The 23,268-nt window shown below is 59.4% G+C and carries 24 protein-coding genes, 1 tRNA gene and 1 pseudogene; 12 read left to right on the forward strand and 14 right to left on the reverse strand.

The window, feature by feature from the left end:
• Window positions 1-2 precede the first annotated feature (2 nt).
• The gene (gene mgtE, locus ACZ47E_RS03150) at window positions 3-1,376 is read right to left on the reverse strand and encodes a magnesium transporter (protein WP_004440855.1); all 1,374 of its coding nucleotides are present in this window, start codon (window positions 1,374-1,376) and stop codon (window positions 3-5) included.
• 247 nt (window positions 1,377-1,623) lie between these two features.
• On the reverse strand, window positions 1,624-2,868 hold the full coding sequence (locus tag ACZ47E_RS03155) for an MFS transporter (RefSeq protein WP_278067321.1): 1,245 nt from the start codon (window positions 2,866-2,868) through the stop codon (window positions 1,624-1,626).
• Between the two features lie 238 nt (window positions 2,869-3,106).
• On the opposite strand from ACZ47E_RS03155, the gene ACZ47E_RS03160 reads away from it, so the two are divergent.
• The 3 genes from ACZ47E_RS03160 to ACZ47E_RS03170 all read left to right on the forward strand — a co-directional run bounded on the left by ACZ47E_RS03160 (window position 3,107) and on the right by ACZ47E_RS03170 (window position 6,107).
• Complete coding sequence (locus tag ACZ47E_RS03160; RefSeq protein WP_278067322.1) at window positions 3,107-4,015, forward strand: diacylglycerol/lipid kinase family protein; 909 nt, start codon at window positions 3,107-3,109, stop codon at window positions 4,013-4,015.
• 186 nt (window positions 4,016-4,201) lie between these two features.
• Entirely contained in the window at window positions 4,202-5,575 is a 1,374-nt protein-coding gene (locus ACZ47E_RS03165) for an aspartate aminotransferase family protein (RefSeq protein WP_045535373.1), read from the forward strand.
• 61 nt (window positions 5,576-5,636) lie between these two features.
• On the forward strand, window positions 5,637-6,107 hold the full coding sequence (locus tag ACZ47E_RS03170) for an OsmC family protein (protein ID WP_244405097.1): 471 nt from the start codon (window positions 5,637-5,639) through the stop codon (window positions 6,105-6,107).
• A gap of 3 nt (window positions 6,108-6,110) precedes the next feature.
• On the opposite strand, the gene vapC is transcribed toward ACZ47E_RS03170, so the two are convergent.
• From vapC to ACZ47E_RS03205, 7 genes are all read right to left on the reverse strand, one after another.
• Window positions 6,111-6,500, reverse strand: a complete 390-nt coding sequence (vapC, locus tag ACZ47E_RS03175) for a type II toxin-antitoxin system VapC family toxin (RefSeq protein WP_004440862.1) — start codon at window positions 6,498-6,500, stop codon at window positions 6,111-6,113.
• Window positions 6,497-6,727, reverse strand: coding sequence for a type II toxin-antitoxin system VapB family antitoxin (locus ACZ47E_RS03180; RefSeq protein ID WP_004440864.1), 231 nt, complete (start codon window positions 6,725-6,727; stop codon window positions 6,497-6,499). Before ACZ47E_RS03180 ends, vapC begins: the two co-directional genes overlap by 4 nt.
• Before the next feature lie 65 nt (window positions 6,728-6,792).
• Window positions 6,793-8,298, reverse strand: coding sequence for an AMP nucleosidase (gene amn, locus ACZ47E_RS03185; protein WP_207588903.1), 1,506 nt, complete (start codon window positions 8,296-8,298; stop codon window positions 6,793-6,795).
• 103 nt (window positions 8,299-8,401) lie between these two features.
• Window positions 8,402-8,575 (reverse strand): hypothetical protein, encoded by a 174-nt coding sequence (locus ACZ47E_RS03190; RefSeq protein WP_004440867.1) that lies wholly within the window; start codon window positions 8,573-8,575, stop codon window positions 8,402-8,404.
• 10 nt (window positions 8,576-8,585) lie between these two features.
• A complete protein-coding gene (locus ACZ47E_RS03195; RefSeq protein ID WP_035210174.1) occupies window positions 8,586-8,768 on the reverse strand; it encodes a hypothetical protein in 183 nt (60 codons plus the stop codon).
• A 141-nt stretch (window positions 8,769-8,909) separates the two neighbouring features.
• Window positions 8,910-9,506 (reverse strand): hypothetical protein, encoded by a 597-nt coding sequence (locus ACZ47E_RS03200; RefSeq protein ID WP_278067505.1) that lies wholly within the window; start codon window positions 9,504-9,506, stop codon window positions 8,910-8,912.
• A 159-nt stretch (window positions 9,507-9,665) separates the two neighbouring features.
• Window positions 9,666-10,004, reverse strand: coding sequence for a DUF2147 domain-containing protein (locus tag ACZ47E_RS03205; protein ID WP_004440872.1), 339 nt, complete (start codon window positions 10,002-10,004; stop codon window positions 9,666-9,668).
• A gap of 599 nt (window positions 10,005-10,603) precedes the next feature.
• Here ACZ47E_RS03205 and ACZ47E_RS03210 point away from each other — a divergent pair.
• Window positions 10,604-10,867 (forward strand): SEL1-like repeat protein, encoded by a 264-nt coding sequence (locus ACZ47E_RS03210; protein ID WP_004440874.1) that lies wholly within the window; start codon window positions 10,604-10,606, stop codon window positions 10,865-10,867.
• A gap of 308 nt (window positions 10,868-11,175) precedes the next feature.
• Here ACZ47E_RS03210 and ACZ47E_RS03215 read toward each other — a convergent pair whose 3' ends face one another.
• Window positions 11,176-12,288: a pyridoxal phosphate-dependent aminotransferase gene (locus tag ACZ47E_RS03215; protein ID WP_244405096.1), complete on the reverse strand. Its 1,113-nt coding sequence runs from the start codon at window positions 12,286-12,288 to the stop codon at window positions 11,176-11,178.
• Window positions 12,289-12,448: 160 nt separating this feature from the next.
• Complete coding sequence (locus ACZ47E_RS03220; RefSeq protein ID WP_004440878.1) at window positions 12,449-12,796, reverse strand: hypothetical protein; 348 nt, start codon at window positions 12,794-12,796, stop codon at window positions 12,449-12,451.
• A gap of 323 nt (window positions 12,797-13,119) precedes the next feature.
• Between ACZ47E_RS03220 and ACZ47E_RS03225 the strand changes: the two genes are divergently transcribed.
• Both ACZ47E_RS03225 and ACZ47E_RS03230 read left to right on the forward strand, forming a co-directional pair.
• Window positions 13,120-14,337: an NAD(P)/FAD-dependent oxidoreductase gene (locus ACZ47E_RS03225; RefSeq protein WP_278067323.1), complete on the forward strand. Its 1,218-nt coding sequence runs from the start codon at window positions 13,120-13,122 to the stop codon at window positions 14,335-14,337.
• A gap of 7 nt (window positions 14,338-14,344) precedes the next feature.
• Window positions 14,345-15,145, forward strand: a complete 801-nt coding sequence (locus tag ACZ47E_RS03230; RefSeq protein WP_004440883.1) for an aldolase/citrate lyase family protein — start codon at window positions 14,345-14,347, stop codon at window positions 15,143-15,145.
• Here the strand turns inward: ACZ47E_RS03230 and ACZ47E_RS03235 are convergent, their stop codons facing one another.
• Both ACZ47E_RS03235 and ACZ47E_RS03240 read right to left on the reverse strand, forming a co-directional pair.
• Window positions 15,146-15,322 (reverse strand): hypothetical protein, encoded by a 177-nt coding sequence (locus ACZ47E_RS03235; protein ID WP_004440886.1) that lies wholly within the window; start codon window positions 15,320-15,322, stop codon window positions 15,146-15,148.
• A gap of 89 nt (window positions 15,323-15,411) precedes the next feature.
• Window positions 15,412-15,753: a hypothetical protein gene (locus tag ACZ47E_RS03240; protein ID WP_004440887.1), complete on the reverse strand. Its 342-nt coding sequence runs from the start codon at window positions 15,751-15,753 to the stop codon at window positions 15,412-15,414.
• Window positions 15,754-15,916: 163 nt separating this feature from the next.
• On the opposite strand from ACZ47E_RS03240, the gene ACZ47E_RS03245 reads away from it, so the two are divergent.
• The 5 genes and pseudogenes from ACZ47E_RS03245 (at window position 15,917) to ACZ47E_RS03265 (ending at window position 19,623) form a co-directional block, all read left to right on the forward strand.
• A tRNA-Ser gene (locus tag ACZ47E_RS03245) sits at window positions 15,917-16,007 on the forward strand.
• Window positions 16,008-16,267: 260 nt separating this feature from the next.
• A pseudogene (locus ACZ47E_RS03250) lies at window positions 16,268-16,384 on the forward strand (phosphotransferase); the annotation flags it as partial.
• Between the two features lie 89 nt (window positions 16,385-16,473).
• The gene (locus ACZ47E_RS03255; RefSeq protein WP_272936976.1) at window positions 16,474-16,596 is read left to right on the forward strand and encodes a hypothetical protein; all 123 of its coding nucleotides are present in this window, start codon (window positions 16,474-16,476) and stop codon (window positions 16,594-16,596) included.
• 468 nt (window positions 16,597-17,064) lie between these two features.
• Window positions 17,065-18,087 (forward strand): porin, encoded by a 1,023-nt coding sequence (locus tag ACZ47E_RS03260; RefSeq protein ID WP_135856500.1) that lies wholly within the window; start codon window positions 17,065-17,067, stop codon window positions 18,085-18,087.
• 513 nt (window positions 18,088-18,600) lie between these two features.
• Entirely contained in the window at window positions 18,601-19,623 is a 1,023-nt protein-coding gene (locus ACZ47E_RS03265) for a porin (RefSeq protein WP_278067324.1), read from the forward strand.
• A gap of 321 nt (window positions 19,624-19,944) precedes the next feature.
• On the opposite strand, the gene ACZ47E_RS03270 is transcribed toward ACZ47E_RS03265, so the two are convergent.
• Window positions 19,945-22,017: a lytic transglycosylase domain-containing protein gene (locus tag ACZ47E_RS03270; protein WP_278067325.1), complete on the reverse strand. Its 2,073-nt coding sequence runs from the start codon at window positions 22,015-22,017 to the stop codon at window positions 19,945-19,947.
• Between the two features lie 363 nt (window positions 22,018-22,380).
• Here ACZ47E_RS03270 and dapA point away from each other — a divergent pair, with 363 nt between their 5' ends.
• Window positions 22,381-23,265: a 4-hydroxy-tetrahydrodipicolinate synthase gene (dapA, locus tag ACZ47E_RS03275; RefSeq protein WP_004440897.1), complete on the forward strand. Its 885-nt coding sequence runs from the start codon at window positions 22,381-22,383 to the stop codon at window positions 23,263-23,265.
• Window positions 23,266-23,268 lie beyond the last annotated feature (3 nt).

Consider the following 23,268-nt stretch of genomic DNA (forward strand, 5'->3'; position numbering starts at 1 on the left):
TTTCAGAGCAACGTGCCGCTCAAGATCACCAGCGCCACCGAGAAATAGATGACGAGCCCGCTGACATCCACCAGCGTGGCGACGAAGGGGGCCGAAGCGCTGGCGGGATCAAGCCGCAGACGTTGCAGCACGAAGGGCAGCATGGAGCCGGCGAGCGAACCGAAAGTGACGATACCGACGAGGGCCGCAAAAACCGTGGCACCAACGAGCAGCCAGTGCTCACCGTAGTCGTAGAAGCCAGCCTGCTGCCAGACCGTGAGCCGCAGGAAGCCGATGGCGCCCAGAATGCAGCCGAGCGTCAGGCCCGTCGGGATTTCCCGAAGCAGCACCCGCCACCAGTCGGAAAGCTTCAGTTCGCCCAGCGCCAGCGCCCGGATGATGAGCGAAGTGGCCTGCGAACCGGAGTTGCCGCCCGAAGACATGATGAGCGGTATGAACAGCGTCAGCACCACGGCCTTTTCCAGCTCGCCTTCGAAATGCTGCATGGCGCTGGCCGTCAGCATTTCGCCGAGGAACAGTGCTGCGAGCCAGCCGGCGCGCTTGCGGATCATGTCCGGAAAGCCGATCGTCATGTAGGGCTTGCCCAGCGCCTCCATACCACCGAACTTGTGGGCGTCTTCCGTGGTATCGGCGATCATGGTGTCGATCACGTCGTCAACGGTGACGATGCCGAGAATATGCGAGCGGTCATCCACGACGGGCAGCGCCAGAAGGTCGTGCTTGCGGATCAGCCGGGCGACATCCTCCTGTGACATCAGGGGGCTCGCACAGACAATGCCTTCCTTGGATGCGACCGAAAGAATGGAGGCGCCCGCTTCGCCGGTCAAAAGGCGGCGCAGCGTCACGACGGTGGTTAGCGTCCCGTCCTCGGCCAGCACATAGATGGCATAGACCGTTTCACGCGACCGCTCGACGACGCGGATGTGCGAAAGGGTCTGTTCCACCGTCCAATTGTCCGGCACGCTAACAAATTCCGTGGTCATGATCGAGCCGGCCGTGCGCGGCGGGTAACCCATCAGGTGCTTGATGGAGAGCGCCGTGGTGCGGTCCAGCCGGGCAAACAGCTTGGCGCGCGGCTCTTCGGCCATTTCCGCCATGACGTCGGCCACGCGGTCGTCCGACATCAGGTTGACGAGGCGCGCGGCCTGTTCGACCGGAATATCGGCTATGATCGCGGCGGCACCATGCAGTTCCGGCCGGTCGAGAATGGCGACGGCCTTTGCCTGCGGCATGGCGAGAAGGGCGGCTGCGGCGGCGCCGACATCCAGCGTGTTGAGGTGCTCGACGCGTTCGGCAATGGTGGTGGAGCCGGCATTTCCGCTACGAAGAAGGCGTGCGGCCTTGCTGGCCCTCTGGGAGAGGTTGTGGAAGTTCATGATTGCTCACCTTTCCGTCGATTCGCCGATCACGGCGAACGCGGTGGTGAGCCGACAGCGGTCGGATCAGTTCACGTTCGCCGGTCTCGGCAAAGGCAATCGACTGCTACTGTCGCTAGACATCTAATGATGCTCCGTTGAAATCCGCGCCGTGCCCAAGGCATGCGCGTAAGGCCGTGTTGCGCCTGAAACCGGAAAGAGTCAAGCGCCCGATTGTGAATTTTCCGTAAGCTTCGAAAGGGCCGGGTCAAGCCGCCTTTTGACGCCGCTCTACCGTGATGGAAACAAGAAAAACGCCAAGCCCGAGTAGGGAAAGAACGGCGCCCACATAACCCGTCGAGGCGTAACCGAAGCCCATGGCTATGACGAGGCCGCCGAGCCAGGCGCCAAGCGCATTGGCGATGTTGAATGCGGAATGGTTCGAGGCGGCAGCCAGCGTCTGCGCATCCTGCGCCACATCCATCAGCCGCGTCTGTACGGCCGGGCAGGCGGCAAAACCGCAGCCGATCAGGAAGACGCAAAGGCAGAGCATGAAGGGATCCTGCGCCGTCATGCCGAAAACAGCCATGACCACCACGTTGAAGGCGAGCATGCCGCCAATCGTGCCGTTGAGCGAGATATCGGCCAGCCGTGAGCCGACGACATTGCCGACATTCATGCCGATGCCGAACAGCGCCAGCACCATGGAGACCGTGGAAACCGGCATCATCGCCACGTCAGTCGTGGTCTTCGCGATATAGCTGAAGACCGAGAACATGCCGCCAAAGCCGACGGCGGCAATGGCGAGCGTCAGCCATACCTGTATGCGGCGGAAGGCGCCGAGTTCGCGCCATACGCTGGCGCCTTCTTCCACCCTGTCACGCGGCTGGAACAGCCAAAGCAGGGCCACCGTCAGAAGTGCGATGCCGCCGACAAGCATGAAAGCCGCGCGCCAGGACAGTAGCTGGCCGAAGAAGGTGGCGAGCGGAGTGCCGAGGAGGGTGGCGATGGTGAGGCCGAGCATGACGCGGCCAACGGCGCGGGCGCGCTTGTGGATTGGCGCCATCGAGGCCGCCACGAGCGCTGCAACGCCAAAATAGGCCCCATGTGGCAGGCCGGTGATGAAGCGCAGAATGGTGAAGCTCACAAAATCCGGCGCAACGGCGCTCAGGATGTTTCCAGCCGCAAAAAGTCCCATCAGACTGAGAAGCAATGTGCGGCGCGTGATGCGCGCGGCGAGAACCGCGATGATCGGCGCGCCAATGACGACGCCCAGCGCATAGGCGGTGATGACATAACCCGCTTCCGGCACCGTGACGCCATAGGTCGAGGCGACGTCGGGCAAAAGTCCCATGATGGCGAATTCGCCGGTACCGATGCCAAACCCGCCGGCAGCCAGCGCCAGCTCTATAAGCGCAATGGCAAGTGGGGAGAGGACCACGGCAGGCGCAGCCGTGTAAACGGTTTCATTCTCCCCGCCAGAGCGGGCTTCGGAGATGTTCGAATGGCTCATCGTGACCTGAAAGCGGGAAGGGCCCACAGAAAAAAGGGCAAGACCGTATGGGAGCGGTCTGCCCTGACTGGAGATGCGCGGTCATGAAAATGACCTTAAGTGACCACTAACATGAAATGATGCGTTGCGGTAGAGCGATTCTCGGCAAAAGATGATCTTCACGCGATGGTGTTCGGAACTCTATATAAGGCCAGGCATTTACGCGCGGCTGCGAATGTTACGGGACCGGGTTGGAAACATGAAGCTCATTGCAATTTTCAATCGTGACGGCGGCACATTTCGCACCACCGACATGGAAGCCTATTGTGATCATGCCCGCGAGGTCTTCACCCGCGCCGGACACGTGATCGATTGCCGTCTTGTCTCCGGAAAGGACGTCGTCGAGGAAATGGCACGCGCCGCCGAGGAGCCGGGCATTGAAGGCATCATTGCCGGCGGCGGAGATGGCACCATTTCGGCGGCTGCCGGCATTGCCTGGAAACAGGGCATCGCGCTCGGCATCGTGCCGGCCGGCACCATGAACCTCTTCGCCCGCTCGCTGAAGCTGCCGCTCGACATTCGTCAGGCGCTGGAAACGCTGGCGAATGGCGAGATTGCCAGTGTCGACATCGCCAGCGCCAATGGCCGCCTCTTTGTCCACCAGTTTTCCGCGGGCCTGCATTCGCGCATGGTGCGCTATCGAAACAATCTCGCCTTTGCCTCCCGTCTCGGCAAGATCAAGGCGAGCATCCGCGCCGCCATCAGCGTCATCCTCAACCCGCCTGTCTTTGAGGTGGAATACACCGTTGATGGCCGGACGCAGCATCGAAAGGTATCCGCCATTTCCGTCTCCAACAATGAATTCGGCCAGAATTCGCTGCTGGTGGCGGATAACGTCTCCGGCGGCCATCTGGGTTTTTATCTCACCGATCCGTTACGCCCGTCCGGTGTCGCCAAACTCGCCCTGGATATTCTGCGCGGCAAGTTCAAGCAGAATGCCGCCGTGACAGCCATGACCGTGACGGATGTGGAGCTGCATTTTCCCAAGAAACGCCATGATGTCCGCTGCGTCATCGATGGCGAGCTGCTGCCGATGGAACGCGACGTGGCGCTGGAAGTGCACGCCGGCGAGTTGAAGGTGCTGGTGGGGCGGGCGTTCTTCGCTTAGCGCAAACCGACTGTGAATTAGGCCATCGCCGCCTGTTCTTCTGCCGGCGGGGAGAAAAACAGGCGGCGATGCCGTATCCTCCCTAGCCCCTGAAAACCTCCAGTCTTGCCAAATCGAAGTCGCCCGGCCATGGTCGGCGGGTGCGATGGCGTGCGCGCTGTCGCTTCTATGGGAGTGCGATCTGTCATGAATGAAATCTCCAACCCCCTCTCCAACCTTGCTGCCATCGATGCCGCCCATCATCTCCATCCCTTTTCAGACATGGGCAAGCTCAACGCCGCCGGCACCCGCATCATCGAGCGCGCGGAAGGGGTGTTCATCTACGACAGCACCGGCAGGAAATATCTCGACGCCTTCGCCGGCCTCTGGTGTGTGAATATCGGGTACGGACGCCGCGAGATCGCCGATGTGGTACGGCGTCAGATGAACGAGCTCCCCTATTACAACGCGTTTTTCGGCACCACCACGCCGCCCGCGACGCTGCTGGCGCAGAAGATCGCTTCGCACGCCGGGCCTGGCATGAACCACGTGTTCTTCACCAATTCCGGCTCGGAAGCCACCGATACCTGGTTCCGCATGGCGCGGGTCTACTGGAAGGCCCTCGGCCATCCCGCGAAGACGAAAGTTATCGCCCGCCGCAACGGCTACCACGGCTCGACGGTGGCCGGGGCCTCGCTGGGTGGCATGAAGTGGATGCACGAGCAGGGCAGCCTGCCCATCGATGGCGTCGCCCATATTGGCCAGCCCTATTGGTATGCCGAGGGTGGCGATCTTTCTCCGGCCGAATTCGGCCTGAAGGTGGCTCGCGAACTCAATGAGAAAATCGACGAATTGGGCGAGGAAAACGTTGCTGCTTTCGTGGCCGAACCGATTCAGGGAGCCGGTGGCGTCATTGTACCGCCGGAGACCTACTGGCCGGAGATCGCCCGTATCTGCAAAGCGCGCAATATTCTGCTCGTCTCCGATGAGGTGATCTGCGGTTTCGGTCGCCTGGGCTCCTGGTTCGGCTACCAGTATTTCGGCGTGGAGCCGGACTTTGCCCCCATCGCCAAGGGCCTGTCCTCGGGTTATCTGCCGATTGGCGGCGTGGTCGTGTCGGATCGGGTGGCGGAAGTGATGTTGTCCGAGGTCGGTGATTTCAACCACGGCTTCACCTATTCCGGACATCCCGTCTGCGCCGCCGCCGCGCTGGAAAACCTCCGCATCATCGAAGCGGAGGGTCTGGTGGAGCGGGTGCGCGACGATATCGGCCCTTATTTTTCCCAGGGCTGGAAAAGCCTTGAGGACCACGAACTGGTGGGCGAAGCCGTCAATGTCGGCTTGATGGGTGGACTGCAGATCACGGCGGACAAGGCGACCCGCAGACGCTTCGGCAAGCCGGACGATGTTGGTATAACGGTGCGCAATCATTGCCTTGCAAACGGCCTCGTCATGCGCGCAACGGGCGACCGAATGCTGGCTTCGCCGGCGCTGACCATCAGCCGTTCGGAAGTGGATGAGATCATAGAGACGTTGCGCAAGGGGCTCGACCACCTGCGTGATACGCGCGAGCATTTCTAGGGAAAGTGGACACCGGTTTTCCGTTAAAGAATGCGAAAAGAGATGCCAAGGGAGGACTGAAATGGCAGGACAGGAACACCATTACGCCGTGAAGGTGACGTGGACGGGTAATCGTGGCAAGGGCACGTCGGGCTATCGCGACTACGAACGCGACTACACGATTTCCACCGAGGGAAAGGCTGATATAGCCGGCTCGTCCGATCCGGCCTTCCGTGGCGATCCCGCCCGCTGGAACCCTGAAGACCTGCTGGTCGCTTCCCTCTCGGCCTGCCACAAGCTCTGGTACCTGCATTTCTGCTCGGTCAACGGCATCATCGTCGAAAACTATGTCGACGATGCCGAAGGCACGCTCGTTATGGAAAAGGATGGCGCCGGGCAGTTCAGCGAAGTGGTGCTGAAACCGGTCATCACCATCTCGAAGGGCGATCCCGCCCGGGCGGATGCGCTGCACCATGACGCGCACGACAAGTGCTTCATCGCGCGGTCAGTGAATTTTCCGGTGCGGGTGGAGGGGACCGTGAAGGTGGTTTGAGACTCATGCCAGTTGCAGACCGAGATGATCGGCCATCGGCTGAAAGTCTCGGTCGTTTTGCAGCAGCTTATGGCCGTGCTCAATACAGTAGGTGCCGATGATGAGGTCGGGAGTTTTACGCACGGTTTTCCCAACGCTTCGAAGTTTCCGATAGTTAGCGGCGGATTTCACGGCAAGTTCTGGCGTGAGCATCGAGACAAAACCGAAGCGCTTTAACCGGTCATGTATCGCCGCCGCCCGATCGTCGTTGCGTTCGCCCTGCAGGATTTCGAGGAGAATAATGTCGCCGATGATGACGTCGGTCAGATCGCCGATATCATTTAGCATCCTACCTTGGCGGGTGGATTTATTCTGAAACCAGTCAATCCAGACAGAAGTATCGACGACTATCATTCCGCGGCGTCTTGCGCTTCGATGTCGTCCACGCTCCAGCTACGGCGCACATCGTCCAGATTACCACTCCAGCCGATGCCTCTCAGTTCTTCCAGCGCTTTGCGTCGTCCGAGATTCTCTACAAGATCGCGCAACGCCTTCTCCACCGTCGCCTTTTTTGTCGAAAGGCCGGTAATTTCCATCGCTTCGGCGATCAAGGCGTCATCAAGATCAATATTCGTACGCATGGATAATCCTTGGTGTATCGATTTTCAAAATCATACACCAAGGCATGCTTCTGCGATATCTCTTTTTACTGGAACGCCGTCTCGTAGAAGCTTCTGAGCTTGCGCGAGTGCAGCGTTTCCGTCGGCATGGCGGCAAGCTTCTGCACGGCGCGGATGCCGATCTGCAGATGCTGGGCGACCTGGGTGCGGTAAAATTCCGTCGCCATGCCTGGCAGCTTCAATTCGCCATGCAGTGGCTTGTCGGAAACGCACAGCAGAGTGCCGTAGGGCACACGGAAGCGGAAGCCGTTGGCCGCTATGGTGGCGGATTCCATGTCAAGCGCGATGGCGCGGGACTGCGACAGGCGCTTGACGGGGCCGGCCTGATCACGGAGCTCCCAGTTGCGGTTGTCGATGGTAGCAACGGTGCCGGTGCGCATGATGCGCTTCAGTTCGAAGCCCTCGTAACCCGTGACTTCGGCGACTGCACCTTCCAGCGCCAGCTGCACTTCGGCAAGCGCCGGGATAGGCACCCACACCGGCAGGTCGTCGTCGAGCACGTGGTCCTCGCGCACATAGGCGTGGGCCAGAACATAGTCGCCCAACCGCTGGCTGTTGCGCAGCCCGGCGCAATGACCAACCATCAGCCAGGCATGCGGGCGCAGCACGGCGATGTGGTCGGTGATCGTCTTGGCGTTGGAGGGGCCGACGCCGATATTGACGAGCGTAATGCCGGCATGACCTTTTTTCTTCAGGTGATAGGCCGGCATCTGCGGCAGTCGGGCCAGCACCGCGTCCGTCTCGGGCTTGTCGGAACCCGCATGGGTGATGATGTTGCCCGGCTCCACAAAGGCCGTGTAACCCTCGCCGCCATTCTTCATCATCTGCCTCGCCCAGGCAGCGAATTCGTCGATATAGAACTGGTAGTTGGTGAACAGCACGAAGTTCTGGAAATGGCTGGCGCTCGTCGCCGTATAATGGCTGAGGCGCGCCAGCGAATAATCGATGCGCTGCGCCGTAAAGGGCGCAAGCGGCGCCGGCTCGCCCGGCACCTGATCATATTCACCATTGGCGATGAGATCGTCGGTATTGTTGAGATCGGGCGTATCGAAGAGATCACGCAGCGGCACGTCTGACAGCGACGAAGCCGCCGCTGCCTCGACATACGCGCCTTCACCGAAAGCGAAATGCAGCGGAATGGGCGTAGCCGATTCCGACACCGTGACCGGAACGCCGTGGTTCTTCATAAGAAGCCCCAGCTGTTCCTTGAGATAGTGCCGGAAAAGCTCAGGCCGTGTGATCGTTGTCGTATAGACGCCGGGCGCGGTCACGTGGCCATAGGAAAGGCGGGAATCGACATGGCCGAAAGTGGCGGTCTCGAGGCTGACCTGCGGGTAGCAGGCGCGGTAACGCCCGGCAATCGGCGCGCCCTTGGCAAGGTCTGTGAAGGACTTGATCAGGAACGCCGTGTTGCGTTCGTAGAGCGCGCTCAAAGCCGCAACAGCTTCTTTCGGGTCCGTGAATGTCTGCGGCGCGAAAGGCTCTGGACTGATGAAGGTGAGGGGCGGAATCGTTGGTTTTGCTATTGTCATGGCCCATTATAAGAGGCCAATTTCGACAGGCAAGCGACAGAAATACGAAGAAACTGAAAAGAAACGCGAAAATGCAGCCGGACAATGCTGGCGCGGCAGAAACTCAGCCGAGCGCGCCGCGCTGCAGGCTCATCAGCAGCACGAAGCCGGCGCCTTTGGAGGCGGGGCGGGGATCGGCCTTGTAAACCGCAAGTCCGGCCACCGGGCCGAGAAAGATCGAGGCCATCAGCATCAGCCGCAGTGCGGAGAACAGGCCGTTGGAAAAACTGGTGGTCATTGGCCGGTCCTCACAATACGACGGGGCAATTGGCGGCGGGCGCCGGGCCGTGCTGGCATGCGATTGCCGCGCCGGCGTTCACGCGCTGGAAACTGCGGTTCGGATTAACGACGAGCGAGGCGAAGGACATGGCGAAGATCGCCATGAGAAACGCGAAGATTGCCAGTCGGCTGATCAGCTTTGTCATGTCCATTCCCCTTTATCGGAGTTGATGGACAGAGTTTTGCCATAGTCGGACTGAACGGACCCTGAGGCTCCGGTTCATATGGTGTTCAGGGATGTTAACGGGTGGTGGCATGGCGGATTGATGCCGCAGTGGTGCGCATGCCCAGCTTCAGGACAGAGGGATGTCCGCGCCCGGCGCAAGATCGGTTAGCAGTTTCTCCAATTCTTCACCTTGGGTCACGTCGACAATCGGCACCCGGTGCTCCTGCGCGGATACCAACATCTCGGTGTTCTCACGTAGCGAGCGTTCGATGAAGGCGTCCATGATCCGCTGCCTCTTCGCCGTTGCATCTTGGTAGCGTGCTTCAGAGCGCATTCTTTCGAGAAGAAAATCATTGTCGGCATGAAGAAATACGCCCGCCACCGTGCTGTCGAGGAGAGGCGATATGAACTCCGGTCGCAGGGCGGCGCCCTCGAAGATCGTCGTAGTCCCTGTGCCGGATTTTCTGTCAATCATCGAGCGGATCAGCGGCCAGATGTTCTGGTGATGGACCTTGAGAAACCAGTGGATCGTATCCGCCGACAGCTGTGTGTAATATTCCTCAACCGGCACCGGAATACCCGCCCATGGCCTCCCCGGATGGCGGGCGAGACTGTCGGTCGATATCGCCTCGCAGCGCAGCCTTTCGCTGAGCAGGCCGGCCAGCGTGCTTTTGCCGACATGCGAGGTGCCCGCGATCAGAATTGTCGAAAGGGTGGGGCGCATATCGTTGCTCTCATTGGCATTGGATGCAGCGATAATAAACGGATATATGGTTTCCATGCGACGTCTGTTCGCAGCCTGCGCGCGATTCCTGGCAGCCACCGCGCTCTGCGTCGCGAGACGGCAGGCTGGGGGACAAAAGCCCGCCTGCCGTTCCCTGTATTACAGCCGTGTCCAGGTCTGCGATTTACACAGAACCTTCAGCACGCAACCCTTCATGCTCAGCGAATTCCCCGAAACGGTGCCGGAGCCGCTATAGGTCTTGTCATTGGCGGGATCGGTGATCTCACCCGAGTAGCTGTTTCCCTTTCCCGAAAGCTTGCCGATCTGTTTTCCGGCATGCTTGCCGGTCTTCAGCGTCACGCAGAAAGCGCCGCCGCAGGGGCCGATCACGGCGGTTTCACCGCTGGCCGTCTTCCAGTTGCCTTCGATCGCCTCGGCGGCAAAGGCAATATTGCCGCTCATCAACAGGGCAGCAGCAATCGTCATCATAAGCTTCATGAAATTCCTCCCGAAATTCGCGCAGGCTTTTCCCAGGCCGGAGCGGCCAAGGACGCGATGCGCAGATCAAACTCCCTTCAGCATGCCTCCACCATCTCTGGCCGGCGGCCGCCGTGCGGTGCAACGATTGCTCCTCCCACCGCGCCATTCCATGCCCGTTTCATCCTCGTGACAGGCAGGGCGGATAGTATTTGACGTTCACGTAAAAGGAAACAGAAATTTGCGGTGCCGGTGCAGCGTTGGCGCGCGGGAAGGGCGAAGGAGAGCAGTTTCGAAAATCTCGGTTCTTATCGTGGTGAAGGAAGGGTTTAAATCCAATTGTAAAGCTTTCGTAAAATTCATCGGAAAGTCCTTAATTTCCGCAGGCAATGATATTTAACAAAAACCCAATTTTACCAATCGTTTGCAGTTTGTTTGCGGCACATTAATCATGCCTTTTAAGCGAGCGTTGAAAGCCTCGTGGCATAGTGAACTCATCAAAAGCGCAGGGAAAACCTGCCGGACGGAAGGACAAAAAAGCCGCAAAAGACGGCAGTCCGGAAGACGCCTCGGCAAGAAGGCGCACGATGAAAACAGGTAGAACGACAGGGATTAAAACAATGGCACGCTTTGACATCAGTGATATCGAAATGGCTGCCGGTGGCGAAACCCGCGCCGACACCCTTTGCAATCTCGGCCTGGTCTATGCGACCGGCCGGGGCTGCAAGGTGGACCTGATCGCGGCCCACAAATGGCTTAACATCGCCGCGATCCGCGGATCGGAAAGAGCGGCTTCTCTCCGTGCGGATCTCGCCCGCAACATGACGAAAGCGGAACTGGCCGAAGCCCTTCGCGCCGCCCGCGACTGGATGACGATGCACTGATCCATCTCCGCGACGCATGAGATTGCCGGTCCGGTTCCCTCCAGTCCCGACGACCGGCCCAAACGAAAGTAAAACCCGAAGGGGAACGCGGCGAGGGCTCCGAAACGAAGCTTTTGCGCTGACACATCGAACCGCGACCGGCAGGAACAAGGCCGGCGCGGTTTTCTTATGTTCTGCAATGTGTCTTCGCCGGAAAATGATTCTCGCGCAGGGACTTGCGGGAGGATGTTGATTCGATGCGTGTAGTGCGCGGTACTTTCCAACCCTCATTCCTGTGACGAACACAGGAATGAGGGTGGGTTGGGAGCTTACCCGACTGCCTTGAGAACCTTCGGCAATGCCTGCTCGAACAGATCGAGCTTGTCACCCGGCCCAACGCTCACGCGGATGCAACGGTTAAGAGGGGCCACGCCCGGCATGCGGATGAAGACCCCATGGTCCATCAGCCCGTCAACGATGGCGCGCGCATAGGCGCCGTCGCGGTGGCAATCGATGGTAACGAAATTGGTAGCGGAGGGCAGCGGTGAAAGACCGTTATTGCGGGCGACAGCGGAAATACGAGCCCGTGCCTCGGAAATCTTGCCAACCACCTCGTGCAGATAGGCCTGGTCCTTGAGCGCTGCCAAAGCGCCGGCGATAGAAATACGCGCCATGCCGAAATGGTTGCGGATCTTGTCGAAGGCTTCGACATTGCCAAGTGTACCGATGGCGTAACCCACGCGGGCGCCAGCGAGCCCGTAGGCTTTGGAGAAGGTGCGCATGCGCAGTATATTGGGCTGGCCGATCAGCGCGTCGATAGCGGGCACCGCGCTCGCGGGAGCGGTTTCGCAATAGGCCTCGTCCAGAATGAGCAGGCAGGTCTCCGGCAACGCACGGGCAAATGCCACCACCTCGCTCGCATCCCACCAGCTTCCCATGGGATTGTCCGGATTGGCGAAATAGACGAGCGGCGCGTTTTCTCTGTGAACGAGGTCGAGAAGCCCGTCGAGGTTTTCGTGGTCGTCTACATAGGGCGTGGTCACCAGTTTTCCGCCAAAACCGTTCACGTGATAATTGAAGGTGGGGTAGCCTCCCAAAGAGGTGACAACAGGCGTGCCTGGTTCCACGATCAGCCTGGCGATTTCACCGAGCAATCCGTCCACTCCGCCGCCTATGGCGATGTTGCCGCGCGAAACCCCGTGGTGGATGGCAAGCGCTTCCTTCAGCTCGAAATTTTCCGGATCGCTATACATCCAGGTTTCAGCCGCCGCATCGCGCATCGCCAGAAGCGCCGATGGGGCGGGGCCGAAGCCGCTTTCGTTTGCACCGATTCGCGCCTCCACCTTCAAGCCGCGGTTCCTTTCTATGGCCTCCGGGCCGACGAAGGGAACGGTGGAGGGAAGCGAAGCGGCAAGCGGCGTGAGGCGTGAAAAAGCGGACATTGACAGAAGTTCCGGGACCTGTGTTTGAAAACCCGGCTCACAATAGGTGCAAAAAAGCCGGACGCAAGCCGCGCTCGGGTGTTCCATGAGTGTTTGGCAGCAGATTTTTGGTTCGCCACGGCACAACGCAAAGATCGGCGGGCTGACGCGCGGGTGCTGCTCAGACGCTGGTCTCGAAGCTCAGCCGGCGGACATGGTGCAGAAATTCGGCATCGATCAGCATGTTGAAGCCGATCGTCACTTTTTCCTCTTCCCGGCGGATCAGCGTGCAGCCGATTTCGTCCCGGATACCGAGAATTTCCAGATAGAAGTTGACCGGCATTTCCAGATCGGCACTGACATCCAGCTCCGCGCCGTAGAGCGAAATGGTGCGCACCAGGCAGCGCATGGTGTCCTTGGCGCTCAGGTGGTGCCCTATGAAGGTGATCTTGCCGGGCCGGTCGATCTGAAATTTCTCATACATCTCGTCCTGCGGGACGTTTTGACCGATATCCATATGTAGAGCCATGACAACCTCCCGGATTGCCTCTTCCGTCTGATTTTAACGCGGCTTCCTTGCCAGAGCGTGAAGGAAATATCCGCAATTGTCTCTAGTCCGTATCGACATGGGCCAGCTTTGTGTACGCAACCCGTGTTTCGCCTGTTTAAAACGCACATTATCTCGACTGGTTGCAGAAGGCGGGCGCCCGTTTTGATAATCGGGCACGCTTGCACAGGGCTGGAGCCTCGTGCGGTTGACGCCGGCCGTACTTGGCGTTACGCCTGATCGCGCAATATCGCTTCGCAGCCTCGGGCGTCATCGGCCGGCTGTGATTGTCCTGGGAGTGGAAAGTGACTGGAAGGCTGGTAATCGTCGGGGCGGGGCAGGCCGCTTTTGCGCTGGCGTCGAAGCTCCGGGCGCTGAAGGACGAGCGTGCCATCACCATCATAGGCTCGGAAGATGCCTACCCCTATCAGCGGCCGCCGCTCTCCAAAAAATACCTCCTCGGCGAGATGAGTTTTGACCGGCTGATGTTCCGCCCGGAAGAATGGTATGCCGAAAACAATGTCGATATCCGGCTTTCCACCTGGGTGGAGGAGATAGACCGCGCCGGTAAGACCGTGCGCATGCAGGATGGCAGTACGCTTTCTTATGACCGGCTGGTTCTTGCGACCGGGGCCGCGCCCCGGCTGCTGCCCGCCAGCATCGGTGGCGATCTTGACGGCGTGCTTACCGTCCGTGACAGGCGCGACGCCGACCGCTTGACGGAGGAGATGAAGCCGGGCCGCAGGCTGCTGGTCATTGGCGGCGGTTATATTGGCCTTGAAGCTGCCGCCGTTGCCCGCAAGCTTGGCCTCGAGGTGACGCTGATCGAAATGGCCGACCGTATTCTCCAGCGCGTGGCGGCGAAGGAAACTGCGGATATCATGCGCGGCATTCATCAGGCCCAGGGCGTTTCCATCCGCGAAAAAACCGGCCTCGTGCGCCTCGTCAGCATGGACGGGCGGGTTGCCGCGGCCGAACTTTCGGATGGTTCGACGATCGACGTGGATTTCGTCATCGTCGGCATCGGCGTGACACCGAACGACCGGCTTGCCCGCGAATCGGGTCTCGATGTTGGTAACGGTATCGTGGTTGACGAATATACCCGCACATCCGACCCCGCCATTCACGCGGTGGGCGATTGCGCGCTTCTGCCCTGGCGCGGCCAGCAGGTGAGGATCGAATCGGTCCAGAACGCGGTCGATCAGGCTGAGGCGGCTGCCGCCGTACTGGCCGGCATGGAAGCGGTATACGACGCGAAACCCTGGTTCTGGTCGGATCAGTACGATGTGAAGCTGCAGATCGCCGGCTTCAATCTCGGTTACGACGAGACGATTTTGAGGCCCGGCGCAAGGGAAGGCAGCTGGTCCATCTGGTATTTCCGTGATGGCCGCTTCGTGGCTGTCGATGCCGTCAATGACGCCAAGGCCTATGTTGCGGGTAAGAAACTGCTCGATACAGCCGCCCAACCCGACCGCACAATCCTGGCGGATCCGTCCGCCGATCTGAAATTACTGCTCTCCTGAGGATATCATGCCCGCTGCCGAAAACCGTTTCAAAACCGCCATTCATGCCGGCAAGCCGCAGATTGGCCTGTGGCTCGACATGGGCGAGGCCATTACGGCGGAAATCGCCGGAACGGCTGGCTTCGACTGGCTGGTGATCGACGGTGAGCACGGGCCGAACGACCTGCGCAGCATCATCGACCAGCTGCGCGCGCTTGCCACCTCTGCCGCCGAGCCGGTGGTGCGTGTGCCTGTCGGCGAGAGCTGGATGATCAAGCAGCTTCTGGATGCTGGCGCCCGCACGCTTCTTGTGCCCATGGTCGATTCAGCGGCACAGGCGGAAGCTCTCGTCAGCGCCATGCATTACCCGCCGCGCGGCATTCGCGGCATGGGAGCGGCCGTCGCCCGCGCTTCCGCTTTTAATACGATAACGGATTATGCCGACAGCGCCTCTGCCAGCGTCTGCCTGCTGGTGCAGGCGGAAACCCGCGCGGCAATCGAAGATCTCGACAATATTCTTGCGGTGGACGGCGTGGATGGCGTCTTCATCGGCCCGGCGGATCTGGCCGCGGACATGGGTTATCTGGGAAGGATTGACGAAGCGGCGGTGCAGGCGGTTATCGAAGCGGCGATCGTGAAAATCGTCGCGGCTGGCAAGGCCGCCGGCATCCTCACCTTCAATGAAACCTATAATCGCCGTTATCTTGAACTCGGCGCGTCGTTCGTCGCCGTGGGAGCCGATGTCACGGAATTCGCCAATACGCTGCGTGCGCTTTCCGCCCGCTACAAGGGTGGGCCGGCAGTGACGCCGTCCGGATCAGGATATTGATCAATCGTCGTTACTGGCGTTCAGCTTCTCCGGCGGAATACCTTCCTCGCCGGAGGCGAGATAACCGCCATTGATGAGGGCGGAGCGGACGATGCGCTGGATTGCCTCGTCCCTGTCGATGCCGTGATCCCTTGCAAAATCAGACAATGCCGCCTCAAGATCGTCGCTGAACCGCATATTCGCCCCCTTCATTCCTGCTTTTTTCACCAATGCATAAAGGCAAGGCGGGCAAACCCGCCTTGCCTTGATTTAATGCCCGTTCGTCATCAGCGCCAGCGATAAAGGCTGCTGTTCGACGAACTCTGCTGCGTGCTTGTGCCCACCGCATAACCGATCGCAAAACCGAGTGCGCCGACGATCGTCAGCAAGGAAGTGGCGGTGCCTGGATTTTCCTTCACGGCTTCCACGACATTCTGGCCCTGCGCCCGGACATTATGCGCCGCCTTGCGAACGCGGCCGCGCGCCTCATCCAGAAATTCCGATGCATCCTCTCCAACACCTTCCGCACGGGCAGAAACGGATTTTGACAGGGATGCGATCTGCGAACGCAGTTCTGCAATCTGGTTTTCGATCGTGTCTTCGACAACATTCAGTTTGGTCTGAGCCATTAGAACACCTCTTTTGTTACCGAGGCGAAAACGTGCGGGCCCTGAAGAAGTTCCGCAACCGGGCGTAAAGTTTGACCCGCGGTTTATTTGGCCAACAGGTTTTTTGGCTTCTTGGCGAAAAAGCCTTGCAATCATTTTTCTTACGCAATAATCAGGCCGCACCGGAGAGGTGGCCGAGTGGTCGAAGGCGCTCCCCTGCTAAGGGAGTATACGTCAAAAGCGTATCGTGGGTTCGAATCCCATCCTCTCCGCCATTTATTGTCGATCACCGCACGCCACCAGGCAGTCGAAGCGCTGATCCTTTCTTAAGCCCCACACCACATATACTGAGTTCATGGCCCGGTTCCGTGCAATGAGGACGGCATTCATCCCTTCGGCAGGCGGGGGAGAGGCTTGTCGTAGGCGTCAAGACCGTATGGAGACTGATGAATGATCCATACCAGTCGGAACAGGCCTGCGCCGCCGTACGGGTGTGGCATGCAATTTAGCGCCTCTATCGTTCACGTTTACAGTTGATTCGGTTGCCACCTATTTCGATTTCTCGCTTGATAATCTTCCGATTCATAAAGGTGAGATAGCGGGCTTCATTGACATTGGCCGGGCTGGCATCGCTGACCGATATCAGGATATTAATCTACAAATCATCCGCAAATATCGCAAATGCGTGAACTTTCGTGTTTCGACCTTGTTCGGCTGCCTTCCAGCGGAAGGTAACTGACAATGCGCCTCGTTCTCTCCATCCTCGCGGCCGCCATCCTCATCGCGGTCATCGCTTACGCCATGTCCGGCAATGACCCGGTCGAACAGCAACCATCGCCGCACGCGATCGATCAGGGCGGGTGAATCGCTTTTCGAATCATTGCCAGTGAATCGCTTGCCGCTCGCGTTCATTTCCGAAGCCAGCTCGTTCCCCGCATGACGGCCGCACCTGCGATGTGTGCAGCGGAGGCAAAAAATCTCTATAGCGCTGCCTGCGTAGCAAGGGATCGCGGAAAACACCGGTGGATTGGAAATACCTTGTTAACCGCCCTAACTAACGGATTCTCAACAGAAATCTTAACGTATTGTAAAAGCTTTTGTCCATCCGCAGGGCGGTGTGTGTTGTTTCCGCAACAAACCGAAATGAAGCATATACGTAAATGCTATTTATCGGATGTTGGCGATTGCATGCGGCGAAACCTTTTGTATTTTCACCACCAGAAGCGAGGCGGTGGATCGTTTGGCTTCTGAGAACACGGGAATGGGGCAGGGAATGCTGTCCTTCAGCGAAAGTACCCAGACCCTTTTAAAAACTTTGACTGGAGGTCAACCATGAACATCAAGAGCCTTCTGATCGGCTCCGCTGCGGCTCTCGCAGCAGTATCCGGCGCACAGGCCGCTGACGCCATCGTCGCTGCTGAGCCCGAGCCCCTGGAATACGTTCGCGTTTGCGACGCTTTCGGCACCGGCTTCTTCTACATCCCCGGCACCGAAACCTGCCTGAAGTTCGGCGGTTACATCCGTTTCCAGACCAACATCGGCCGTGACGAGTACAACTCTGGCCGTGGCACGTCTGACTGGGATTCCTTCACCCGCGCTCAGTTCGAAGTTGACACCCGCACCGACACCGAGCTCGGCGCTCTGCGTGGCTTCATCGGCTTCCGCGGCAACGCTGACAACGGCTCGTCCTCGTCTTCGAGCGTTTTTGTTGACCAGGCCTTCATCGAACTCGGCGGCCTGAAGGTCGGTAAGTTCTACAGCTGGTGGGACGATGGCCTCTCTGGCGAATCTGACGTTCTCTCCACGAACGCTCTGTTCAACTCGATCCGTTACACCTACGACGCAGGCTCCTTCTGGGCTGGCGTTTCGGTTGACGAACTCGAAGGCATCTCGCTGGGTTACGAAGACCAGGACAACAACGTTGGCGTTGCTCTCGGCCTCGGCGCGAAGCTCGGCGCAGCTTCCTTCCAGCTCATCGGCGGCTACGACACCGACCGCGAAGAAGGCGCTGTTCGCCTGATCGCAACGGCTGACGTTGGTCCGGGCACGCTCGGTCTGGCTGGTGTTTGGGCTTCCGGCGCAAACGCTTACTACACAGAATCTGAGTGGGCGATTGCTGGTGAATACGCCATCAAGGCTACCGACAAGCTGACCATCACCCCCGGTGCACAGTACTTCGGTAACTACTACCTCGGCGGCAACGACTTCTCGAACGACGACGCTTGGCAGGCTGGTCTGACGATCGACTACAAGATCACCGACGGCCTCTCCACGAAGGTTGCAGTTAACTACCTCGACGTCGACAACGTTGACGACGACGTAAACGGCTTCATCCGTCTGCAGCGTTCGTTCTAATCTGATCTGACATAGTCAGTGATGGAGGCCTCGGCAGAAATGCCGGGGCTTTTTTGTTATCCCAGCGGGAATATCGATTCAGGAAAAGGAGTAGGCGCCGTTTTTCGTACAGCGGTGATTCGCGAGATAGCTGGACGGACAGAGTGGATCCAGTGAAAATGCGGCGGTTAAAGCGGCAAGATATTCGATCCCAAATATCGTTTTCCAGATTTATGACGATTTCGAAGTGACTGCCACAGCCTGGGCAAGCATCCACGGGTCTGGCTAAGCTTTTGAAACGCATCAGTAATTAACGATTTTTTAACGAACGGACGCGGCCATTAGGCTCGACCATTAGAATTGTAGCTATTTCGCAACAATGAAAAACTAAGGACACCTTACTGTCTCTCTTTTGTCATGATTGAGATTGCCGAGCCGCACGGTTTTGGCTCTAATCAAATCCATAAGCGGCACGCATCTATCTGCGCTTCCCACCCGCTGCTTAGCAAATTAGCGTTTGACTGGAGGTCAACCATGAACATCAAGAGCCTTCTGATTGGCTCCGCTGCGGCTCTCGCAGCAGTATCCGGCGCACAGGCCGCTGACGCAATCGTCGCTGCTGAGCCCGAGCCCCTGGAATACGTTCGCGTTTGCGACGCTTTCGGCACCGGCTTTTTCTACATCCCCGGCACCGAAACCTGCTTGAAGTTCGGCGGTTATATCCGTTTCCAGACCAACTTCGGTCGCGACGCGTCCGGCACGTCTGACTGGGACTCCTTCACACGCGCTCAGTTCGAAGTTGACACCCGCACCGACACCGAGCTCGGCGCTCTGCGTGGCTTCATCGGCTTCCGCGGCAACGCTGACAACGGCTCGTCCTCGTCTTCGAGCGTTTTTGTTGACCAAGCCTTCATCGAACTCGGCGGCCTGAAGGTCGGTAAGTTCTACAGCTGGTGGGATGACGATCTGAACGGCGAAACCGACATTCTGTCGACCAACACTTTGTTTAACTCGATCAAGTACACATACGACGCAGGCTCATTCCAGGCCGCTCTCTCGGTTGACGAATTGGAAGGCCAGTACGGTCAGTACCAGTACGAGGATGATAACAACGTCGGTATCGGCGGCATGATCGGTGCCAAGTTTGGCGCTGTCACGGCTAACCTCATTGCCAGCTACGACTTCGACGCAGAGAACGTTGCTGTTCGTGGCATGCTCTTTGCAGACATTGGTCCGGGCACCTTTGGTCTTGCAGGTGTATGGGCTTCGGGCGACAACGCTTACTACGCGAAATCCGAATGGGCTGTCGCTGTTGAGTACGCTATCAAGGCGACTGATCGTCTGACGCTTACTCCCGGCTTTGAGTATCTTGGCAAGCTCGACGTAAATCCTGCTGATGGCGATTTCGTTGGTGACCGCGACGCTTGGACTGCTGGTCTGACGGTCGACTACAAGATCACCGAAGGTCTGGCTACCAAGATCACCGCCAACTACTACGACGAAGACGGTGCAGACGACGAAGTTACCGGTTTCGTTCGCCTTCAGCGTTCGTTCTAATCTGATCTGACATTGTCAGTGATGGAAACCCCGGCAGAAATGCCGGGGTTTTTCTTTTGGAAGACCGGATGGGACTGTAAGTCGTCGGGCATCGCGTGTGCTTTGAAGTATCGACCAGCCCACCTGTCGCTCATCTGTCCAAGCCGTTGGTGTCATCCCTGGGCTTGCCCCAGTGATCCAATCACGTCGCATGAAATCTGAACGCTGCAGATGCTTGGAACGGGCCCGAGCATGACGCGAGGAACCTTATGCTTCACAGTGGTCAGAAGCGCTCGCCGGCAGGTGCTTGAATGCGCCGCTCGTCGGCTGAGGAAACCGCCTTTACCCGGAGCGCCCATGGCGCAGATCATCAACGATATCGGCCTGTTGGCCGAGCCTCGTCTTGTAGACCTGATAATTCTCCATCACCCGCTGCACGTAGTTGCGTGTTTCGGGGAACGGGATGCGCTCGATCCAGTCGACCACCTCATCGATAGGCTTGCCGCGCGGGTCGCCATAACGGGCGATCCATTCCGGCACACGTTTCGGGCCGGCATTATAGGCGATGAAGGTGAGGATGTAGGAGCCGCCGAAGCTGTCGATCTGCTCGCCGAGATAATGGGCACCGAGTGTAGCGTTATAGCCCGCATCGCTGGTCAGCATCGCCTGTGTGTAGGGCAGGCCGTGGCGGCCGGCCACGCCCTTGGCCGTTCCGGGCAGCAGTTGCAGCAGGCCGCGGGCATTGGCGGCGGAGACGGCGGCGGGGTTGAAGGCGCTTTCCTGTCGGGCGATCGCATAGGCAAGCGCCTTTCCGGAGCCGGCAATATTGGCGCTGGCGGGAATGACGCCGAGCGGATAGGCGAGTGCGGCCGCATCGATACCGCGGCTGAAGGCCGTCTTGCCGATCTGCAGCGAGACCTGATGATTACCGTTGCCCTCAGCCCGCGCCGCCAGAATGGCAAGCTCGCCGGGACTGTCGAGCTGTTCGGCTAGCGACCTGTAAAGGCTGTCGGCGCGCCAGCCGTAACCTGCCGCCTCCAGGCGGTCTATGGCGCGCACGGCTTCGCGGCCGGCAAAGCGCTCGCGGTCGCTATTGCTGGGGCTGGGATAGGTCACGTTCAGCGTCTTCGTGCCGATCCGTGCAGCGGCAAGCTGGCCGTAAAACGTACCGGGATGGGCTGCCGCCTTTGCAAAGAAGTCGCGTGCATCACCGGGTCCTCCGGCTTCGGCCGCCCTTCCGAGCCAGTAATAGGCGCGGGAGGCTGAAAGTGGCCGGTTCGATGTCTGGAGCAGGGCGTTGAAATGACGCGAAGCCGTGGCCGGGTCGCGCATCGCCCGCAGAGCATACCAGCCGGCATGAAACTCGGCATCGGCGACATCCACCGCTGATGTGGCATTGTGATTGGCGACGATACGATAGGCTTCGGCAAAATCGCCGAGATCGGCGAGACCGCGCGCGATGATTCGCCGCTCGTTCCACCATTCGCCGGGATTGACCAGCTTGGAAGTATCCTTCGGCGCCTGCCGCAGAAGAGTCGCCGCTTCCGGATATTTCTGCTGGTTGCGCAGGTTCTCCACGCGCGCGAAAAGGAATGCGGGATCATCGCGCCAGCCGGCATCCACCTTGCCGAGCAGGGCGCCGGCATTGGCGGATCGCTGCAGCACAGCCGCCCAGGCACTGTAAAGGGACTGCGCCTTGCCGAGTTCGCCGAAACGTTTCGCCTGGCTGATGCGGCTGCGATACATCAGATAATCCATGCGCGCCTTGTGGTCCGCGGCCGTCAGATAGGCAGGGAAGGCGGCCAGCACGCGGTCTTCCATATCCTTGTCCATGCCTTCGCTCACCCACAGCTGGCGAATGAGGCGCTGCGAATCCACGACCTTGCCGGAGGCGGCCAGCGCCTTGGCGAGAACCACGGTGCCCTCCGCCGTTTCCGGCTTGCTGCCGCCGAACGCAGCAAGCACCTGCTGTGCCGGCGGGTCTTCGCGATAAAGCGCTTTTTCGGAATTGGCCCGCAAAGTCGCGGCGCCCGGCCAGCCGGCGAGTTCCCGCTGTGCTGCGGCGATTTCGGCTGAAGGCACATCCTTCTGGCCCGAAACGGCGATTGCCCATGTGAGGATGTGACGGTCCAGACTGCCGGTCGGCATGGCGTTGCGCAGCGCGATGGCCCGCGCCGCATCGCGCCCGGAAAGCGCGTCGAGGCCTGCCTTCAGCTGTCTCGCATCATCGGGCCGGTTAAGGCGGGGAATGGCGCCGGTAACCTCTGGCGAAGCGGGCATGAAAGCGGGAACGGTGGGCGCATCCGGCTTCACATAGGGAAGCGGCGCGGCGCCCTCGGGCAGCGGCCCGGCCAGCGCGTTCCACACGGTTGCGGCAAGGCCCGCCGCCATCAATCCCCAGACTGTTTTTTTCATGCCGTTCTTCATCGTGTAACGGAGTTGCCGACTTTCTTCTAATATCGCTACATTGCAGCGGGATTGCCGAAAAAAGGTCTGATCTCCCGCCTGGAAATCTTGGGATTTCAGGCTTAATGAAATGTTAAGCGCGACCCTGCAATTCAATCAACTTTTATTCACCGGCCCGCGAGCAATGTCGCTTTTCGCTATGTGCATTTAATGCTTGCAGATCACGGCCCGAACACTGTCACACTTCCGACAATTTCGGACAAAATACGCTGCCTTTGCGCTTGTCGGCGCCAAGGGCTGGCACTAATGTGTGCCGGTTTTAACCATCGAATGCGGCCGAAGCATGAACCGGCTCGGCGCCAGGAGCTTTGCATGTTCAAGGGATCAATTCCCGCCCTCATTACCCCGTTCACGGACAATGGCGCCGTGGACGAAAAGGCTTTCGCCGCCCATGTGGAATGGCAGATCGCCGAAGGCAGTAACGGACTTGTGCCGGTGGGCACGACGGGGGAATCCCCGACGCTTTCCCACGACGAGCACAAACGTGTCGTTGAACTGTGCATCGAGGTTGCGGCGAAACGGGTTCCGGTCATTGCGGGTGCAGGCTCCAACAATACCGATGAAGCGATCGAGCTGGCCCTGCATGCGCAGGAAGCGGGTGCGGATGCGCTGCTGGTGGTTACCCCCTATTACAACAAGCCGACCCAGAAGGGCCTGTTCGCCCATTTCTCCGCCGTCGCGGAAGCGGTGAAGCTGCCCATCGTCATCTACAATATTCCGCCGCGCTCGGTGGTGGATATGTTGCCGGAAACCATGGGCGCCCTGGTCAAGGCCCATAAGAACATCGTTGGCGTCAAGGACGCGACGGGCAAGATCGACCGTGTTTCCGAACAGCGCATTTCCTGCGGCAAGGATTTCGTCCAGCTCTCGGGTGAAGACGGTACCGCTCTAGGCTTCAACGCCCATGGCGGTGTCGGCTGCATTTCCGTCACGGCCAACGTGGCACCGCGCCTCTGTTCGGAATTCCAGGCGGCGATGCTTGCCGGCGATTATGCCAAGGCGCTGGAGTACCAGGATCGCCTGATGCCGCTGCACAAGGCCATCTTCATGGAGCCAGGCGTCTGCGGCACAAAATATGCGCTGTCGAAGACGCGCGGCGGCAACCGCCGTGTGCGTTCGCCCTTGATGAGCACGCTGGAACCGGCAACCGAAGCAGCCATCGATGCGGCGCTGAAGCATGCCGGCCTGATGAACTGAGAC

The organism is Agrobacterium sp. 5Ca39 (assembly GCF_055382365.1).

Excerpts from the sequence above, each read along its gene's own strand:
- mgtE (WP_004440855.1), bottom strand. The coding sequence starts at position 1,376 with ATGAACTTCCACAACCTCTCCCAGAGGGCCAGCAAGGCCGCACGCCTT.
- ACZ47E_RS03155 (WP_278067321.1), bottom strand. The coding sequence starts at position 2,868 with ATGAGCCATTCGAACATCTCCGAAGCCCGCTCTGGCGGGGAGAATGAA.
- ACZ47E_RS03160 (WP_278067322.1), top strand. The coding sequence starts at position 3,107 with ATGAAGCTCATTGCAATTTTCAATCGTGACGGCGGCACATTTCGCACC.
- ACZ47E_RS03165 (WP_045535373.1), top strand. The coding sequence starts at position 4,202 with ATGAATGAAATCTCCAACCCCCTCTCCAACCTTGCTGCCATCGATGCC.
- ACZ47E_RS03170 (WP_244405097.1), top strand. The coding sequence starts at position 5,637 with ATGGCAGGACAGGAACACCATTACGCCGTGAAGGTGACGTGGACGGGT.
- vapC (WP_004440862.1), bottom strand. The coding sequence starts at position 6,500 with ATGATAGTCGTCGATACTTCTGTCTGGATTGACTGGTTTCAGAATAAA.
- ACZ47E_RS03180 (WP_004440864.1), bottom strand. The coding sequence starts at position 6,727 with ATGCGTACGAATATTGATCTTGATGACGCCTTGATCGCCGAAGCGATG.
- amn (WP_207588903.1), bottom strand. The coding sequence starts at position 8,298 with ATGACAATAGCAAAACCAACGATTCCGCCCCTCACCTTCATCAGTCCA.
- ACZ47E_RS03190 (WP_004440867.1), bottom strand. The coding sequence starts at position 8,575 with ATGACCACCAGTTTTTCCAACGGCCTGTTCTCCGCACTGCGGCTGATG.
- ACZ47E_RS03195 (WP_035210174.1), bottom strand. The coding sequence starts at position 8,768 with ATGGACATGACAAAGCTGATCAGCCGACTGGCAATCTTCGCGTTTCTC.
- ACZ47E_RS03200 (WP_278067505.1), bottom strand. The coding sequence starts at position 9,506 with ATGCGCCCCACCCTTTCGACAATTCTGATCGCGGGCACCTCGCATGTC.
- ACZ47E_RS03205 (WP_004440872.1), bottom strand. The coding sequence starts at position 10,004 with ATGAAGCTTATGATGACGATTGCTGCTGCCCTGTTGATGAGCGGCAAT.
- ACZ47E_RS03210 (WP_004440874.1), top strand. The coding sequence starts at position 10,604 with ATGGCACGCTTTGACATCAGTGATATCGAAATGGCTGCCGGTGGCGAA.
- ACZ47E_RS03215 (WP_244405096.1), bottom strand. The coding sequence starts at position 12,288 with ATGTCCGCTTTTTCACGCCTCACGCCGCTTGCCGCTTCGCTTCCCTCC.
- ACZ47E_RS03220 (WP_004440878.1), bottom strand. The coding sequence starts at position 12,796 with ATGGCTCTACATATGGATATCGGTCAAAACGTCCCGCAGGACGAGATG.
- ACZ47E_RS03230 (WP_004440883.1), top strand. The coding sequence starts at position 14,345 with ATGCCCGCTGCCGAAAACCGTTTCAAAACCGCCATTCATGCCGGCAAG.
- ACZ47E_RS03235 (WP_004440886.1), bottom strand. The coding sequence starts at position 15,322 with ATGCGGTTCAGCGACGATCTTGAGGCGGCATTGTCTGATTTTGCAAGG.
- ACZ47E_RS03240 (WP_004440887.1), bottom strand. The coding sequence starts at position 15,753 with ATGGCTCAGACCAAACTGAATGTTGTCGAAGACACGATCGAAAACCAG.
- ACZ47E_RS03255 (WP_272936976.1), top strand. The coding sequence starts at position 16,474 with ATGCGCCTCGTTCTCTCCATCCTCGCGGCCGCCATCCTCATCGCGGTC.
- ACZ47E_RS03260 (WP_135856500.1), top strand. The coding sequence starts at position 17,065 with ATGAACATCAAGAGCCTTCTGATCGGCTCCGCTGCGGCTCTCGCAGCA.
- ACZ47E_RS03265 (WP_278067324.1), top strand. The coding sequence starts at position 18,601 with ATGAACATCAAGAGCCTTCTGATTGGCTCCGCTGCGGCTCTCGCAGCA.
- ACZ47E_RS03270 (WP_278067325.1), bottom strand. The coding sequence starts at position 22,017 with ATGAAAAAAACAGTCTGGGGATTGATGGCGGCGGGCCTTGCCGCAACC.
- dapA (WP_004440897.1), top strand. The coding sequence starts at position 22,381 with ATGTTCAAGGGATCAATTCCCGCCCTCATTACCCCGTTCACGGACAAT.